This window comes from Shewanella sp. cp20 (genome assembly GCF_000832025.1).
Lineage (GTDB): Bacteria > Pseudomonadota > Gammaproteobacteria > Enterobacterales > Shewanellaceae > Shewanella.
The window spans coordinates 120,455-135,698 of sequence record NZ_JPII01000019.1 but is presented as its reverse complement, the minus strand read 5'-3'; the positions used below and the strand labels follow the sequence as shown (position 1 = coordinate 135,698).

General features: G+C 53.7%; 15 protein-coding genes. 4 read left to right on the top strand and 11 right to left on the bottom strand.

All coding sequences use genetic code 11. From position 1 onward, the window contains the following. Positions 1-32 precede the first annotated feature (32 nt). Positions 33-314 carry a putative quinol monooxygenase gene (locus tag DB48_RS07510; RefSeq protein WP_041509668.1) on the bottom strand — a complete coding sequence of 94 codons (282 nt, stop codon included), beginning with the start codon at positions 312-314 and terminating at the stop codon, positions 33-35. Positions 315-607: 293 nt separating this feature from the next. Here DB48_RS07510 and DB48_RS07505 point away from each other — a divergent pair, with 293 nt between their 5' ends. After that, complete coding sequence (locus DB48_RS07505; RefSeq protein ID WP_052813707.1) at positions 608-823, top strand: hypothetical protein; 216 nt, start codon at positions 608-610, stop codon at positions 821-823. On the opposite strand, the gene DB48_RS07500 is transcribed toward DB48_RS07505, so the two are convergent. Both DB48_RS07500 and DB48_RS07495 read right to left on the bottom strand, forming a co-directional pair. Beyond that, positions 820-1,443: an HD domain-containing protein gene (locus tag DB48_RS07500; protein ID WP_041509667.1), complete on the bottom strand. Its 624-nt coding sequence runs from the start codon at positions 1,441-1,443 to the stop codon at positions 820-822. The genes DB48_RS07505 and DB48_RS07500 overlap by 4 nt on opposite strands. 69 nt (positions 1,444-1,512) lie before the next feature. Next, positions 1,513-2,856 carry a coproporphyrinogen III oxidase family protein gene (locus DB48_RS07495; protein WP_041509666.1) on the bottom strand — a complete coding sequence of 448 codons (1,344 nt, stop codon included), beginning with the start codon at positions 2,854-2,856 and terminating at the stop codon, positions 1,513-1,515. Positions 2,857-3,229: 373 nt separating this feature from the next. Here DB48_RS07495 and DB48_RS07490 point away from each other — a divergent pair, with 373 nt between their 5' ends. Beyond that, positions 3,230-3,751: a phage baseplate protein gene (locus DB48_RS07490; RefSeq protein ID WP_041509665.1), complete on the top strand. Its 522-nt coding sequence runs from the start codon at positions 3,230-3,232 to the stop codon at positions 3,749-3,751. Between the two features lie 9 nt (positions 3,752-3,760). On the opposite strand, the gene DB48_RS07485 is transcribed toward DB48_RS07490, so the two are convergent. Then, positions 3,761-4,627: an AraC family transcriptional regulator gene (locus DB48_RS07485; protein ID WP_041509664.1), complete on the bottom strand. Its 867-nt coding sequence runs from the start codon at positions 4,625-4,627 to the stop codon at positions 3,761-3,763. 203 nt (positions 4,628-4,830) lie between these two features. Between DB48_RS07485 and DB48_RS07480 the strand changes: the two genes are divergently transcribed. Further along, positions 4,831-5,994 carry an iron-containing alcohol dehydrogenase gene (locus tag DB48_RS07480; RefSeq protein WP_041509663.1) on the top strand — a complete coding sequence of 388 codons (1,164 nt, stop codon included), beginning with the start codon at positions 4,831-4,833 and terminating at the stop codon, positions 5,992-5,994. Between the two features lie 139 nt (positions 5,995-6,133). Here the strand turns inward: DB48_RS07480 and DB48_RS07475 are convergent, their stop codons facing one another. Further along, entirely contained in the window at positions 6,134-7,513 is a 1,380-nt protein-coding gene (locus DB48_RS07475) for a class II fumarate hydratase (protein WP_041509662.1), read from the bottom strand. 226 nt (positions 7,514-7,739) lie between these two features. Between DB48_RS07475 and DB48_RS19675 the strand changes: the two genes are divergently transcribed. Further along, on the top strand, positions 7,740-8,237 hold the full coding sequence (locus DB48_RS19675; protein ID WP_052813706.1) for a type II secretion system protein: 498 nt from the start codon (positions 7,740-7,742) through the stop codon (positions 8,235-8,237). Positions 8,238-8,404: 167 nt separating this feature from the next. Here the strand turns inward: DB48_RS19675 and DB48_RS07465 are convergent, their stop codons facing one another. From DB48_RS07465 to fdh3B (DB48_RS07440), 6 genes are all read right to left on the bottom strand, one after another. Further along, complete coding sequence (locus DB48_RS07465; RefSeq protein WP_041509661.1) at positions 8,405-9,397, bottom strand: formate dehydrogenase subunit gamma; 993 nt, start codon at positions 9,395-9,397, stop codon at positions 8,405-8,407. 68 nt (positions 9,398-9,465) lie between these two features. Further along, positions 9,466-10,035, bottom strand: coding sequence for a formate dehydrogenase FDH3 subunit beta (gene fdh3B, locus DB48_RS07460; RefSeq protein ID WP_041509660.1), 570 nt, complete (start codon positions 10,033-10,035; stop codon positions 9,466-9,468). A gap of 20 nt (positions 10,036-10,055) precedes the next feature. Continuing rightward, positions 10,056-12,911, bottom strand: coding sequence for a molybdopterin-dependent oxidoreductase (locus DB48_RS07455; RefSeq protein ID WP_041509659.1), 2,856 nt, complete (start codon positions 12,909-12,911; stop codon positions 10,056-10,058). 17 nt (positions 12,912-12,928) lie between these two features. Then, positions 12,929-13,126, bottom strand: a complete 198-nt coding sequence (locus tag DB48_RS07450; protein ID WP_011863872.1) for a twin-arginine translocation signal domain-containing protein — start codon at positions 13,124-13,126, stop codon at positions 12,929-12,931. Between the two features lie 448 nt (positions 13,127-13,574). Continuing rightward, positions 13,575-14,582 carry a formate dehydrogenase subunit gamma gene (locus tag DB48_RS07445; RefSeq protein ID WP_041509658.1) on the bottom strand — a complete coding sequence of 336 codons (1,008 nt, stop codon included), beginning with the start codon at positions 14,580-14,582 and terminating at the stop codon, positions 13,575-13,577. A 50-nt stretch (positions 14,583-14,632) separates the two neighbouring features. Next, entirely contained in the window at positions 14,633-15,223 is a 591-nt protein-coding gene (fdh3B, locus tag DB48_RS07440) for a formate dehydrogenase FDH3 subunit beta (protein WP_041509657.1), read from the bottom strand. Between the last annotated feature and the right edge of the window lie 21 nt (positions 15,224-15,244).

The window sequence follows — 15,244 nt, the reverse complement described above, 5'->3', positions numbered from 1 at the left end:
TGCCAGTACTAATGCCAATACTGATACGAATATTAAGCCAGCGCGTAGTAGCCACCGGTCGGCGGCGCGGCAAACAGTAACATGGCGTCCTGCATCTTATCCTTTGGATAGGCCTGCACCGAGGCGCGGTGATGCTCGGCTGACTCCCAACGCTCGATCACCAGCAGGCGCCCCGCCTCATCGAGTGGGCATAAGACCTCGTAGCTTAGGCAGCCAGGCGATGCGCAGATGTACTCGCTTAACGAGAGAAGGAAGGACTTTAACGCCTCAGCCTGACCCGGCGCGGCCTGAAACTCACCGATACGTACTATCATCAGATTTCCCTGTACAAAATGAAGAATTCACCAAGCTACCCTATTACCGGGTGCTCCACAAACGTCTCTTATGCGCTTTTCGACCAATGAGTGCGTAAGTGATCGCCCATATTAGCTTAGGTGATATGCGACCTCTGACCTAAGCCAACTTTGGGAATGAAATAAGCATATGAAAAAATTAACAAAAACCTCATCAACCTTTAGACCTATGAGGTTTTAGGATAAAAATCAGCCTCTACAAGCTGCCAACTTGACGTTAGGCTGACAAGCAAAAGAGGTTATGAGGTTATTGAATGGACTCAATACTGACATTAGAAGAGCTGATGGATAAGCCCCTATGCAAGGAAGAAAAACTGCGCCGCTACCACCAGTGCCTGAGAGAATTTGAGCTGCTAGGCTATCAAGATCTCTTTATCGAACAGATACGTCAGGAGGCTCGTCAGCTCGAGCAGAAGTTAGCACGCCGCGCTAAGGCTAATCACAAGCAGGCTTCCAAGCGGGTCCCCTAGATCTCTTGCGCCAACTGGTCGAGAAAGTCCTGCATCACCCGGGTGCGATGCCTTGCTTCTTCCCTCGCAGCCGCCGTCTGCATGGTGTCCGCCAGGGTAAACAGCTTCTGCTTGAAGTGATCTAAGGTATAACGGCTGTCATCGGCCTCCCTGTGCTGGCAGAAAGGATCCTCGGCATGATATAGCGGGCGCCCGAGCGTTGTGCCTACTTGCAGGCAACGCACCACGCCTATGGCTCCCAGGGCATCGAGGCGATCGGCATCTTGCACTATCTTGGCCTCCAGCGTCTCAGGGGTCACCCTGGCGCTGAAGCTGTGGGCATGAATGGCATGGTGAATGGCATCATGGTACTGCTGGGGATAATCGATACGCTTAAGGAAGGCGATCGCCTTATCGGCCGCCAGCAACGAACTCTGGCGGCGTCTGGGATCGTCTTTGGCCAGCGTTACACAGTCATGCAACCAGGCCGACGGCACCACCACTTGCACATTGGCCGATTCGAGCTGACACAGGCGCTTGGCGGTCTTCACCACTCGCTTCACATGATTAAGATCGTGGGCGGCATCGACGGGTAACTCGGCGGCGATAAACTGGGCAAACAGGGTCTCGAAGGCCTGCATGTGGCAAACTCCGGCAATAAGAAAGGCCGATCTATGATCGGCCTCTTTCGCTTAGATAGCAAATATCCCTTACATGTCGCAGGGCTTGAGCGGCTTACGCAGCTGCGCCCGCACGTTATCCATGCCTGAATAGAACTCTTTCATCATCAGCAGGCCCATCATCTTACCGTTGTCTGTCACGATGAGATTATCGGGATCATTCGGGTCATTCTTGATGGCGCCGATCGCCTTCATCGAGGTCATCTCTTTAAACAGTGCCCAATCCAGGTTTACGCCGAAGGTATCGCGGAAATACTTGCGCGACAGACGACCCGAGAACATGCCCAGCAAGAAGCGATACTGCATCACATCCTTCTGACTGTAGTTCTTCTGCTGCTCGACACCCATGCGGCCCGAGGCGATATTCTCCTGATACTTGCGCAGGGAGAAGGTGTTCACGTACAGGGTGTCGTTGAGGAAGCTGAAGGAGCCAGAGCCCACCCCCAGGTATTCGTCATAGTCGATCACATACTCGTCGAAGCCTTCGTTGTTGGCCTTGCCAAACGCCCAGGCCGACAGCTGGTTATACTGACCATTGAGGCTATTTAGGATCTGGCGATACTGACGTGCCATATCCCCCTGAGGCGCGGCCAGCTTACCCTTGACGCTCTTACGGGTCTGATGGGTGATCATCAGTGGATAGGTGGTGATCTGACGAGGGTCTAGGCGGGAGGCCATATCCAGATCGTGCTGAATCACCTCGTCTGTCTGGCCACGGAAGCCGAAGATGAGATCCACGTTGATGATAGGGAACAGCTCCTTGGCCGCCATGATCTTATCGAAGGTCTGCTGGCCCGAGCCAAACTTTTCTAGGCGATCTGTCATGGCCAGAATATCATCGTTAAAGCTCTGTACCCCGATGGACATGCGATCCACCAAGCCTTCGAGCAGTTTAAAGCCTGGACTGTCCAGGTGCTGAGGATCCGACTCGCAGGAGACCTCTTTGATGCTAGGAAAGAGCTTCTTGGCATGTTCTATGGTGCGCGCCAGTTCATCTTCTAAAACCGTCGTGGTGCCGCCACCGATATACATGGACTCGAAGTCGTAGCCCAGCGCCTTGACCATCTCCATCTCCTTACGCAGCGAGACGAAATAGGCGCGCGCCTTCTCCTCTTTGAACAGGAAACGGTGGAAAGTACAGAAGGAACACAGCGTGTGGCAGAAAGGCACATGGGCATAGAGCATGTACTTCTTGCCTTCGACGGGTGCCGGCATCATGGAGGCAGACTGGGTATCGAGTCGCAGGTTCTTGTCGACATAATACTGCATCACTCGTTCCATCGAGTTCAGCATCCAGTTAGGGACGGTAATGTTAGCTTGGTACGGCTTAATCAATGCACCTGGCGCCGCTTGAACAATAGAAGACGAAGACATAGATATTCCTGGCTGAACCGGCCTTGAGAACAAAGCCTTTTTATAAATAAGGACTTAAAGCGATACACATCCATTTGCGGAACACAAAAGTATCACTTTAGGAATATATAAAACGTGAACTGGCTTAGAGTTACAACACCTAGCATTGGATTAGCCAAAGAATTGTTAAGCATGTCATGTTTTAGGAAATGTTGAATAAATGTGATCGCGCATTTTTACCCGATAAGGGTAGCGAGATTACGGAGCAAGCGTTTAACAAAAATCGACCTGTTGCAGCGATGATTTAAATAGCGTAGGTTAAATTGGTAATAAAAATAAATATATAGACTCCGGCCTTTATGGCGGAGCGTTAACCTCTACAGGGACGTTAATCATGAAATGGAATCTACTCGTTTCGGTGCTGCTCACCGCATCGCTGGCACTGCTTGGCTATATCAAATACGACGAACTCGCGGCCAACCACCTCGCCACCACGCAACAGCTCTCCGCCCTGAGTAAACAAATCGCCGACAAGGGAAGCATCATTCCGGCTAAGACGGTCGCCTACTTCGACCTTGCCAACTGCCCTGAGGGCTGGCAACTCTACAACCAGGGGATTGGCCGCTTTACCTTAGCCATGAATAATCAAGAGAATGAACTCTCGGTGCGCAAGCTCAAGGCCACCGGCGGCGAGGAGAAGCATAAACTCACACTGGCGGAATTACCCAAGCATACCCATGTCTACGACGACTGGTACTACTATGACTCGGGAGACGAGCCCGAATACGCAACGGGAGAAGGCGATGACGTGGGCATGCGCCAGCATCAGAAGCGCCGCACCGAGCCCGAAGGCCACAGCGTGGCACACAACAACATGCCCCCTTTTATCGTCTTACTGCAATGCATCAAACAATAAAGACGCGACTTACCTGGCGCACTCCCCCGGGCTGTGGCTGAAGTAGCGTTTGAACTCGCGGCTAAACTGGGCCGGGCTCTCGTAACCCACCTCGATAGCCGCCTGTTTTACCTTCATCCCGGGGCGCTGCAATAGCTCCCTGGCCTTATTCAAACGTAGTTTCTTCAGGTACTGAATCGGCGACGAAGCGGTGACCTCCTTGAAGCTGCGATGAAACGCCGAGGGGCTCATGTTCACCAGGGTCGCCAGCTGATCTACCTCTATGCTGGCGGCATAGTGTTTATGCAGATAGTTAAGAGCCTTGTCGATGCGCGACAGCCGGGTATGGCTCAGCGCCAGGGCATAGAGCGGCGCCGCATTGGGCAGGGCCAACAGGCGATACAAGATCTCCAGTACCATGGCCTGCCCCAGCGCCTCGGCCTCCAGCGGCGATTGCAGCGCCAACAGCAAACGATGAATGCTGCATTCGAGCGCCTCGCCGGTCGGCGCGACAAAATAGCCTGGCAGTCGTGACTCGTTCAGCGCCTGCGGTACCCTGTTGTGGTTGTCCATGACGGGAATGAGGCGGTTAAGCTGCGCCAGATCGATATCTATCATCATCACCAGCACAGGCTCTTCCGTGCTGGCAAAGGTTTCACACTCCACCGGCATAGGCACTGTCATCACTAGGGTGTTCTGGGGATCATAGTCAAACACCTTATCATCTAGGTAGACCCGCTTCTTGCCCTGCCCCACTATCATGATCCCCTGGGAGTAACACAGAGGACCACGGGCACCGTAGGCGGAGCAGCGAAACAGCTTGATGCCTGGCAATACACTATCATTCATCCCCTCATCGGGGGCCAAGGCAGACATCAGCTCGGCAATACTCTTCACAATTCACCTCATGGGACAAGACAAGCATTCAACTGGCGAGATACTAACACCAAGGCAGAAAAATGCATCAAAATATGCCAATTTGATCAATTTAAAACACAATAAAGCAGAAATAGGCAAGCACAGGGCAGCAATAGGTATTTAAAACTCGCACCAACAGACTAGTATGTGCAGCATATTCTTAGGTGACACAAGGTATCTCCATGCTTAACTTCGATTATCGTAATCCCACACAGATCGTCTTCGGTAAAGATCGCCTGGACGAGCTCGACAAGCTAATTCCAGCCGACGCCCGCGTCATGGTGACCTATGGCGGCGGCAGCGTAAAACGCTTCGGCACCCTGGACAAGGTCCTCAATGCTTTGGGTGATCGCACCGTCGTCGAGTTCGGCGGTATCGAGGCCAACCCACAATATGAGACCCTGGCCAAGGCGGCCAAGCTGGCTAAAGATGAGTCTATCGACTTCCTACTGGCGGTCGGCGGCGGCTCTGTGATGGATGGCACCAAGTTCATCGCCCTGGCGACACGCTTCGAGGGTGAGAGCGCCAGTCTGCTGTTCCATGGCTTCGCGCCTGTGCCTGTAGAAGCTGATCGCGTCCTGCCGCTGGGCACCATAGCCACGCTGCCGGCCACAGGTTCTGAGATGAATGCCTTCGGCGTAGTGAGCTATAACGGCGGCAAGTTCCCGGTCAACCATCCCAGCATCTATCCAACTTTCTCGCTGCTAGATCCGACCCTGACCTTCACCCTGCCTAAAATTCAGGTAGCCAACGGTGTCGTCGACGCCTTCGTTCACGTGCTAGAACAGTATGCCACCTATCCGGTAGACGGCCGAGTGCAGGACAGAACCGCCGAAGGGATCATGCGTACCCTGATCGAGATTGGCCCTCTCACCCTGGAAGAGCCAGAGAACTACAACGCCAGAGCCAACCTGATGTGGAGTGCCACCTCGGCCCTCAACGGCATGATAGGCGCGGGCGTACCGTTTGACTGGACGACTCACATGATAGGCCACGAGCTGACGGCGCTGTTTGGTATCGACCATGCACAAACACTGGCCGCGGTATTGCCATCGGTATGGCGCGTACGCAAGAGCCAGAAACACGCCAAGCTGCTGCAATACGCCGAGCGCGTATGGGATATCACAGAAGGTGATGAGGCGAGTCGCGTCGATCTGGCTATCGACAAGACGGAGCAGTTCTTCCAGCAGCTGGGCCTCAAGACTCGCCTACGCGACTATGATATCGCCCAGGATCAGATTAACGACATAGTCGCGGCGCTGGAAGCCCACGGCATGACGGCCCTGTCTGAGTCAGGCGATCTCGGCCTGGATATCAGCCGCGAGATCTTGCAGCTGGCCTGGTAAGACCGAGCACATTGAACCGAGAAAGGCATCCCTAGGATGCCTTTTTGTTTGATAAGGCGGCTCTGTCGGAATCACCATCCTCTCGAGTCACCATCCTCTCGAGTCACCATCCTCTCGATTCGCCGCTCTCTATGTGGCCTTACCCCAGGCCGCCGCGGGTCAGGCGCTCGGGATCCAGCAAGTGCCTGAGCTCCTCCTCGCTAAGATCTGTGAGTTCCATGGCAACCTCGAGTATGGGCCGCTGCTCCTGATAGGCCTGCTTAACGATTTTAGCGGCCTGCACATAGCCGACCTTAGGACTCAGAGCGGTGACCAGTATGGGATTGCGGTGCAGAGATGCCGCTATACGTTCACGGTTCACCACAAAGCTGGCTATCGCCTTGTCGGCCAGCAGGCGCGACACATTGCTGAGGATCTCTATGCTCTCCAGCAGATTGACGGCGATCAGCGGCTGCATCACATTCAGCTCAAAGTTACCGGACTGCCCGGCGACTGTAATAGCCATATCGTTACCCATCACCTGCGCTGCGACCATGCAGGCGGACTCTGGGATCACTGGGTTGACCTTGCCCGGCATGATGGAGGAGCCTGGTTGCAGGGGTTGCAGGCTAATCTCACCGATCCCCGCCAGCGGGCCTGAATTCATCCAGCGCAGGTCGTTGCTGATCTTCATGATAGCCACCGCCAGCGTCTTCAACTGACCCGACAGGGCCACGGCGGTATCATGGCTCGCCATGCGGCTGAACAGGTTATCGGCCGGGCGAAACTGGGTGCGCGTCAGCGCCGAGAGTCTTTCACAAAATAGCCTTGAGAATTCCTCATGGGTATTGACCCCTGTACCCACCGCCGTGCCGCCTACCGGCAGCTGGGCCAGCTCACCACTGAGCGCCACTAGTCGTTGGCGGCACAGATCGATCTGACTCCCCCAGCCCCCCAAGACCTGATCGAAGCGAATAGGCATGGCATCCATCAGATGCGTCCTGCCCGTCTTGGTAACATCGCCGAGCTGCTGCGCCTTGGCCGTAATGGTCTGCGACAGGAGTGTTAGCGAAGGCAGCAGCGACTGCTCTACCGCCAACAGGGCACTGATATGAATGGCACTGGGAATGATGTCGTTACTGCTCTGCCCCAGGTTTATTGCATCGTTGGGATGCACACTCTGCCCCAGGCGCGACGAGACCAGACTCGCCAGCACCTCGTTGGCGTTCATGTTACTGCTGGTGCCCGAGCCGGTCTGAAACATGTCGATGGGGAAATGGCGCATCATCTGGGGATCCGCCAGCAGATCTTGTACCGCCTGAGCGACCGCCTGGGCTATGTTGGGCGCCAACAGCTTAAGGGCCACATTGGCCTCGGCGGCGGCAAGCTTGGCCAGCAACAGGGCGCGAATGAAGCTGCGTGGCATGGGGCGACCACTGACCGGAAAATTCTTGATCGCCCGCGCCGTCTGCGCCCCATACAGGGCATCGGCGGGTATATTGAGATCGCCCATGCTATCACTGACCGATTTGCTCTCCATCTCTTTCTCCTGCGCAATGCGACTACCTTGAGCTTAGGTCAATTCTTGGCGACTGGCGACCCGGCAACAAAGCACAAACCAACTCGAAACAGATGACAAACAAGCCGTTATCATTCAAGCTGTTATTGTAAGAACCACCTAGGTTTTGCTTGCAAATGTCACCCAAGCGGTTAGGCTGCCGCCACAAACTTATTACCCACTAGTTAACCTATTGATGCGAGTCACCATGAGACACAAAGGAACCTCTGGCTTTACCCTGATAGAGATGGTGGTGGTGATCATCATATTGGCCGTTCTCAGCGTAGCAGCTGCCAGCAGATGGCTGACGCTGACACGAGAGGCAAGAATCGCCCAGCTTACACGGCTCGAGGCCTCTGTGCAGGCGAGCAACCAACTGGTCTACGCCCGCTCGGCCATCTTAGGGGTGGAGACGCAGCCTACGGCAAGCTACTACCTCAACCCGAGTGACGACCGGAAAATTCAGGTGAGGTATGGCAGGCCAGAATGGAGCGGCGACACTGCACGGCAGCTACTGGAAATCAGCTTGCACGAGTGGTTCTACGGCGGGCGCTGGACCCAGGAAGATATCGAGCTGCGTATCGGCCTGCGCAGCCTGTTCAAGACCCCGGGGGAGCTGTTGGCAGACGACGCCCTCACCTGTTACCTCAGGGTTGAAACCAAGGCCGACAGCGTCACCACAAGCATACGTGATGACGACTGTTAACCGGGTCGGTTAGACGGCTAGGACAATCGCGTCCTCATGCATAGCGGCGCAACATCTGGTGTCATTGGCTAAGATCTTCAGCAGATCATCCCGCTTCAGACATAAAAAAACACCCCACCGGAAACCGAGTGGGGTGTTTAATCTTTCAGATACGAGACGCTAAAGCCTTACTCTTTGTACTTCAGCGTGCCGTTTTCTTTGATCTCGTCATACCAAAGGTTGTGATGCTGGGTCGCCCAGTTCTCATCACAGTAACCCGACACCATACACTCCATACCACCTTCTGACATCACGGTTGCCATGAAGATATGCACGATAGAGAAGGCGCAGATAACGATGGCACTGACAGAGTGAAGTACCAGCGCGATCAGGCTCAGGGTGCGGCTCGGCTCGAACAGGTTCGGGAACAGCAATAACATGCCTGAGGCCGAGATGATGAGGCCGAACAGGGCAAAGGCCCAGAACCACATCTTCTCACCGGCGTTGGCAAAGCCTGCATCCGGGTGCTTACCCTTGAATGGACCGAAGTTGATATAACCGCCCACAACCAGGAACCACTTAACGTCATACATCTTAGGCAGCTGATTCTTAGCCCAGAGGGTAGTCATCAACGCCCAACCTAGCATGAAGGGGATCGCCATGTAGTCGTGGATCTGCTTGGCACCATAGACTAGGCCGGCCCAGAAGCCTTCACCCAGATAGGGCTGGAAGAAGAAACGTCCCGCCAGCAGCGTCAGACCCGTGAGGATCAACAGCAGGCAAGGGATTGCCCCCAACCAGTGGATAGAGACATCAAATTTCGACCAGCGATACACCATCTTGCCCGAGAAGCCATGATGCAACTTGGAGATACCGTTCACCTTGATGAACAGCACGAAGATGATGATCATGCCAAACAACGCCGCCATCAAGGCGGGTGCCAGCCAGTCGCTGCGAAGCTCCAACACCCGTAGATCATAGCTGTTGATCGGCTGGTTATGGAACTGACCGTGAGAGGTCGTGTATCCGGTGGCGCCCGCCTGTAGCTCAGACCAGATCTGCCCCTCGGTGGCGGCATGGGTATGGTCGGTCGCATCGCCATGAGCGAACGACAGGGCACTGAATGTGGTACCTATCACTAGCGCTAAGATCACGCTAAATTGTTTGAACCATTTGTTCATATTACATCCTTATCGTCCACACCGGGCAGGCCCGGTGTGGATTGTTGTGGCCTTATACAAGCTGGGGATTAACCCCAAATCGCATTTTTCGAACCACGGTATGCAACACGCTCGCGGAAGATGTTTGAGATAACCTCAGCATCACCGGCAAGTAGCGACTTAGTCGCACACAACTCGGCACACATAGGCAGCTTGCCTTCGGCAATACGGTTAGAACCGTACTTCTGGCGCTCTGCGTCTGAATGGTTCTCTTCAGGACCACCGGCACAGAAGGTACACTTATCCATCTTGCCGCGGCTGCCAAACGCGCCCTTCTTAGGGAACTGAGGCGCGCCAAACGGACAGGCGTATAGGCAGTAGCCACAACCGATACAGGTATCTTTGTTGTGCAGCGTCAGACCATCTTCCGTCTTGTAGAAGCAGTTTGCCGGACAAACCGCCTGACAAGGGGCGTCGGTACAGTGCATACACGCCACAGAGATAGAGGACTCGCCAGGCTGACCGTCATTGATGGTCACCACGCGGCGACGTTGAATACCCCACTCGAGCGCAGAGTCGTTTTCGTTCTTACATGCCGTGACACAACCGTTACATTCAATGCAGCGCTTGGTATCACATAAAAATTTCATTGTAGCCATAATGGCAAATCTCCCGATACTTAAGCTTTAGTGATCTGACAAAGCGACGCTTTGGTCTCTTGCATCTGCGTGACAGGGTCATAACCATAGGTCAATGCCGTGTTTGCAGACTCACCAATCACATAAGGCACAGTACCTTCTGGATAGTTATTCTCTAGGCTCTCACCGTGCATCACACCGGCGAAGTGGTATGGCATCCAGGTCACGCCAGGCTTAACGCGAGGGGTCACCATGGCCTTGATCTTGATGCGGCCGCCTTCGGCGCCTTCCAGCCATACAGTGTCGCCGTTGCGGATACCGCGATCGGCTGCATCGCCTGGGTTGATCTCAACAAACATCTCTTGTTGCAGCTCGGCCAACCATGGGTTAGAACGAGACTCTTCACCACCACCCTCGTACTCAACCAGACGACCCGAGGTCAGACCCAGTGGGTACTTAGTTGCCGTGTCTTTCTCTTGAATAGACTTGTACAGCGTAGGCAGACGATGAACCTGCATGTCGTCGTATGTTGGGTACTTAGACACGAGATCGCGGCGCGGCGTGTACAGCGGCTCACGGTGTACAGGCACTTGATCCGGGAAGGTCCACACGATACAGCGGGCCTTAGCGTTACCAAATGGGATACAACCGTGCTTCATGGCCACACGCTGGATACCACCAGAAAGGTCGGTCTTCCAGTTCTTGCCTTCGGCTTCGGCTTTCTCTTCGGCGGTCAGATCGTCCCACCAGCCAAGTTGCTTAAGCAGCTTGTCGCTGAACTCAGGGTAACCATCCTGAATCTCGGCACCCTTAGAGAAGCTGCCTTCGGCCAGCAGGTTCTTGCCTTGGTACTCGACGCCATAACGGGCACGGAAGTTACCACCGCCTTCCAGCACGTGCTTGTGTGTGTTGTAGAGGATCTGGGTGCCAGGGTGTTTCTGCTCTGGTGTACCCCAACATGGCCATGGCAGACCATAGGTGTCGCCCTTGGCTGGGCCGCCTTCGGCCTCGAGCGTCTTGTTGCTGAAGGTGCCCCAGTTTTGGGTGTGCAGCTTCAGACGCTCTGGGCTCTGGCCAGACATACCAATGGTCCACATACCGCGGTTGATCTCGCGGGTGATGTCTTCGATCACTAGCATATCTTTGGCATCTTTCGCGATGCGCTTGGTGTATTCCTTGTCGAAGCCTAGCTTCTGCGACAGGCGATACATGATCTCGATATCTGTCTTAGATTCGAATAGTGGCTCGATCACCTTCTCACGCCACTGCTGGCTACGGCCAGAGTTAGATACCGAACCTTCGGTCTCGAACTGAGTCGCCGCAGGTAGTAGGTAGACACCATTCTTACGACGATGCATGACACCCGCCATTGTTGGGAATGGATCCACAACCACAACGGTATCCATCTTATCCAGGGCGTCACGCACCTCGCGCTGACGGGTTTCTGTGTTGACAGATTGTCCCCAGAAGAAGGCCATGCGTACGCGATCTTTCTGCGCCAGCTTCTCAGGCGTCTCTAATACGCCGTCGTGCCAACGAGAACACGGAATACCAGGAGTATTCATTGGGATGCGACCCAGGTATTCGTTCTGGTCGAAACGACCCTTAACCCAGTCGAAATCCAGATCCCAAACGTGTGACCAGTGCTTCCAAGAACCTGTCTTCAGGCCGTAGTATCCAGGCAGGGTATCGAACAGCAGACCCAGGTCGGTCGCGCCCTGTACGTTATCGTGACCACGGAAGATGTTAGTACCGCCGCCAGAAACGCCCATGTTGCCCAGTGCAAGCTGCAAGATACAGTAGGCACGGGTGTTAGCGTTACCTACGTGGTGCTGGGTACCACCCATACACCAAACCACAGTACCAGGACGGTTTTCGGCCATCAGCTTAGCCGCTTGGTAAACCTGCTCTTCGCTCACGCCAGTGATGTTGGCCACTTCTTGTGGTGGGAACTTCTTCACCTCTTCACGGATGGTGTCCATCTCGAACACGCGCTGCTGGATGAAGGTCTTATCTTCCCAGCCGTTTTCGAAGATGTGCCACAACATACCGTAAATGAAAGGAATATCGGTACCAGGACGCAGTGCACAGTGCAGATCAGAGTGAGCTGCGGTGCGAGAGAAACGTGGGTCGACCACGATGATCTTAGCGTTGTTCTTCTCTTTAGCGATCAAGATATGCTGCATGGCAACAGGGTGTGCCTCGGCAGGGTTTGAACCGATAAAGAAGATCGCGTTGGCGTTCTGGATATCGTTGAAAGAGTTGGTTTGCGCACCATAACCCCAGGTGTTAGCAACACCGGCTACAGTGGTAGAGTGACAGATACGTGCGGAGTGGTCGACGTTGTTGGTACCCCACATGGCCGCAAATTTACGGTACATGTAGCAGCCTTCGTTAGAGAACTTGGCACTACCCATGAAATAGAGTGAATCTGGACCAGACTCTTGACGAATGCTCTGCATCTTGTCTCCAACTTCGTTGAAGGCCTGCTCCCAAGAGAGCTTCTTCCACTTGCCGTCGACCAGCTTCATCGGGTACTTAAGACGCTTCTCGCCGTGACCGTGTTCACGCAGCGCAGCCCCTTTGGCACAGTGACCACCGGCGTTGAATGGGTGATCGAATGCAGGCTCCTGACCCGTCCAGACACCATTTTGTACTTCGGCGTACAGACCACAACCGACCGCACAGGCACTACATACTGTGCGCTTGATCTCGATAGGTGCATCGTGTGGAATATCTTTCGCTTCGGCGCGGCGCATCATGCCGGTACCGAGAAGAGAGGCTGCCGCGATACCACCGGTAGTGATACCCGCATGCTTCATAAATTGACGACGGCTGATGCCTAAGCTTGGCTTGGCCGCAGCGACTGCCTCATTTGTTTTGCGCGTTAACTTCATCGCTCAAATTCTCCTAATTAGCTACGCAAGCTATTGTAATAACTGCGGATATGTGCAGTTTCATGGTAGCCATCGGCATGTTTTTCTTGAGATTTACTTTCTGTTGCATTGGCAACACTCACACCGCTTGCGGCGATGGCCACACCGGCCGTACCACCTATGGTGAGTGCTTTCAGCAGAGATCTACGATTCAGATCGGGCTGTTGCTTCTTCATTCTTGCTCCTAGAGGAATAGGAAGTTTCGATTAGTAGGGATGATCTATTCAAACTCGCCACCGCAACACGAGTTAACCCAATGTTATTTACAGGTGGCTAATTGGTAAAAATGCTATATTTTTTAAAAACATCCGATTAATTGCCGTTGCAATATAAGGAAGAAATGAAGCTGAGATATTGATCTGAACAGGGGTAGGTACGCGGAAAAATTGAATAAATGACCAAAGTGTTAAGCCTGTCATACTTTACCAGTAGACGAATGATGACTATCGCCAAAAACGGGCAAAACCGAGAGGCATTAGATGTAATGAAGTTGTTGTTATTGCAAATAAAAGGTTAGTCTGATAGCTAGCAAGATCCACCATAAAAAACACCCCGCCAGGCAGCCAGGTGGGGTGTTTCGTTTATGCGCTTTCGTTCAAGCTAAAGCGGCTATTCTTTGAGAGCCTAGTCTCTGTATGTAAGAGTACCGTTCTCTTTGATCTCGTCATACCAAAGGTTGTGGTGCTGTACCGCCCAGTTCTCGTCACAGTAGCCCGACTTCATGCACTCCATACCACCTTCACTCAATACGGTCGCCATCCAGATGTGGACGATCGTAAAGGCGATGATGATGATGGCGCTGAGGCCGTGAACCAGCAGTGCCGCCATGGAGGCTTCACGTGGCAGTTCGAGCCCAGGCATTACCAGCATGATGCCGGAAACCCCGATGAAGAGACCGAACAGGGTCAGTGTCCAGAACCACATCTTCTCACCAGCGTTGGCGAAGCCGCTGTCTGGGTGCTTACCCTTGAAGGGACCGAAGTTGATGTAACCACCAACCACCAGGAACCACTTAAGGTCATACAGCTTAAATGTCTGCAACGGCATCCATTTAACCACACAGATGGCCCAAGCCACGATGAACAAGGGACCCGCATAATCGTGGATCGTCTTGCTGCCGTATATCAGCGACCCCCAAATACCTGTGCCCACATAGGGTTGCAGCACATGCTTACCCAACATGATGTTAAGACCGGTAAAGATCAACGCCAGGCAGGAAAGTGCCATCACCCAGTGAATCCAAAGATCGGCCTTGGTCCAGCGCAATACCATCTTGCCAGAGAAACCATGACTTAGCTTTGAAGGACCATTCACCAGATAGAAGATCAAGAAAGCACCGAACACACCACAAACGGCCAGTGCCATCACAGGGGTGAGATAGTCATTCTTAACGTTAGTGCCTTCGATGGCAGACACGTTAATCATGACCCCAGTCTCCACGCCCTTGGCTGTGGTGTATCCCTTGTCTCCTGACTTCACGGCTTTCCATAACTCAGCGTCGCTGGTATTGGCCATCTGTTGACTGGTCTGTTCGTCAACGGCGTAGGCTGACGTCGTCAGACCTAAGCCCATTGCCAAGACCAATGGCAATAACAACACAGTGAATAGGCTGCGCAGTGATTTTAATAACATAGTCACTCCTTTACAGACCGTAAGCCCGAGGGCTTACGGTACTATTCACTTTAAACGCCAGTCTTAGGGGTATAACCCCAGATCGCATTAGGGTTACCACGGGCCGCGATACGCTCACGGTAGATGTTGGAAACCACTTCCGCATCACCGGCGAGCAGCGCCTTGGTCGAACAAAGCTCGGCACACATAGGTAACTTACCCTCGGCCAGACGGTTAGCGCCGTACTTCTTACGCTCCGCATCGGAGAAGGTCTCTTCTGGGCCACCGGCACAGAAAGTACACTTATCCATCTTGCCGCGGCTGCCAAAGGTGCTCTTCTTAGGGAACTGAGGCGCACCGAATGGGCAGGCGTATAGGCAGTAACCACAACCGATACAGGTATCTTTGTTGTGTAGCGTTAGGCCATCTTCCGTCTTGTAGAAGCAGTTTGCTGGGCAAACGGCCTGACAAGGGGCGTCGGTACAGTGCATACAAGCCACAGAGATCGAGGCTTCACCGGGTTGACCATCGTTGATGGTCACGACGCGACGGCGTTGGATACCCCACTCGAGAGCGGAATCGTTTTCGTTCTTACATGCTGTGACGCAACCGTTACACTCGATGCAGCGTTTGGTGTCACATAGAAATTTCATGACTGCCATAATGGCTTATCTCCTCATCAA

Bases quoted from the DNA above. Each gene is read 5' to 3' on its own strand.
- DB48_RS07510 (WP_041509668.1), bottom strand. From the start codon at position 314: ATGATAGTACGTATCGGTGAGTTTCAGGCCGCGCCGGGTCAGGCTGAG.
- DB48_RS07505 (WP_052813707.1), top strand. From the start codon at position 608: ATGGACTCAATACTGACATTAGAAGAGCTGATGGATAAGCCCCTATGC.
- DB48_RS07500 (WP_041509667.1), bottom strand. From the start codon at position 1,443: ATGCAGGCCTTCGAGACCCTGTTTGCCCAGTTTATCGCCGCCGAGTTA.
- DB48_RS07495 (WP_041509666.1), bottom strand. From the start codon at position 2,856: ATGTCTTCGTCTTCTATTGTTCAAGCGGCGCCAGGTGCATTGATTAAG.
- DB48_RS07490 (WP_041509665.1), top strand. From the start codon at position 3,230: ATGAAATGGAATCTACTCGTTTCGGTGCTGCTCACCGCATCGCTGGCA.
- DB48_RS07480 (WP_041509663.1), top strand. From the start codon at position 4,831: ATGCTTAACTTCGATTATCGTAATCCCACACAGATCGTCTTCGGTAAA.
- DB48_RS07475 (WP_041509662.1), bottom strand. From the start codon at position 7,513: ATGGAGAGCAAATCGGTCAGTGATAGCATGGGCGATCTCAATATACCC.
- DB48_RS19675 (WP_052813706.1), top strand. From the start codon at position 7,740: ATGAGACACAAAGGAACCTCTGGCTTTACCCTGATAGAGATGGTGGTG.
- DB48_RS07465 (WP_041509661.1), bottom strand. From the start codon at position 9,397: ATGAACAAATGGTTCAAACAATTTAGCGTGATCTTAGCGCTAGTGATA.
- fdh3B (WP_041509660.1), bottom strand. From the start codon at position 10,035: ATGGCTACAATGAAATTTTTATGTGATACCAAGCGCTGCATTGAATGT.
- DB48_RS07455 (WP_041509659.1), bottom strand. From the start codon at position 12,911: ATGAAGTTAACGCGCAAAACAAATGAGGCAGTCGCTGCGGCCAAGCCA.
- DB48_RS07450 (WP_011863872.1), bottom strand. From the start codon at position 13,126: ATGAAGAAGCAACAGCCCGATCTGAATCGTAGATCTCTGCTGAAAGCA.
- DB48_RS07445 (WP_041509658.1), bottom strand. From the start codon at position 14,582: ATGTTATTAAAATCACTGCGCAGCCTATTCACTGTGTTGTTATTGCCA.
- fdh3B (WP_041509657.1), bottom strand. From the start codon at position 15,223: ATGGCAGTCATGAAATTTCTATGTGACACCAAACGCTGCATCGAGTGT.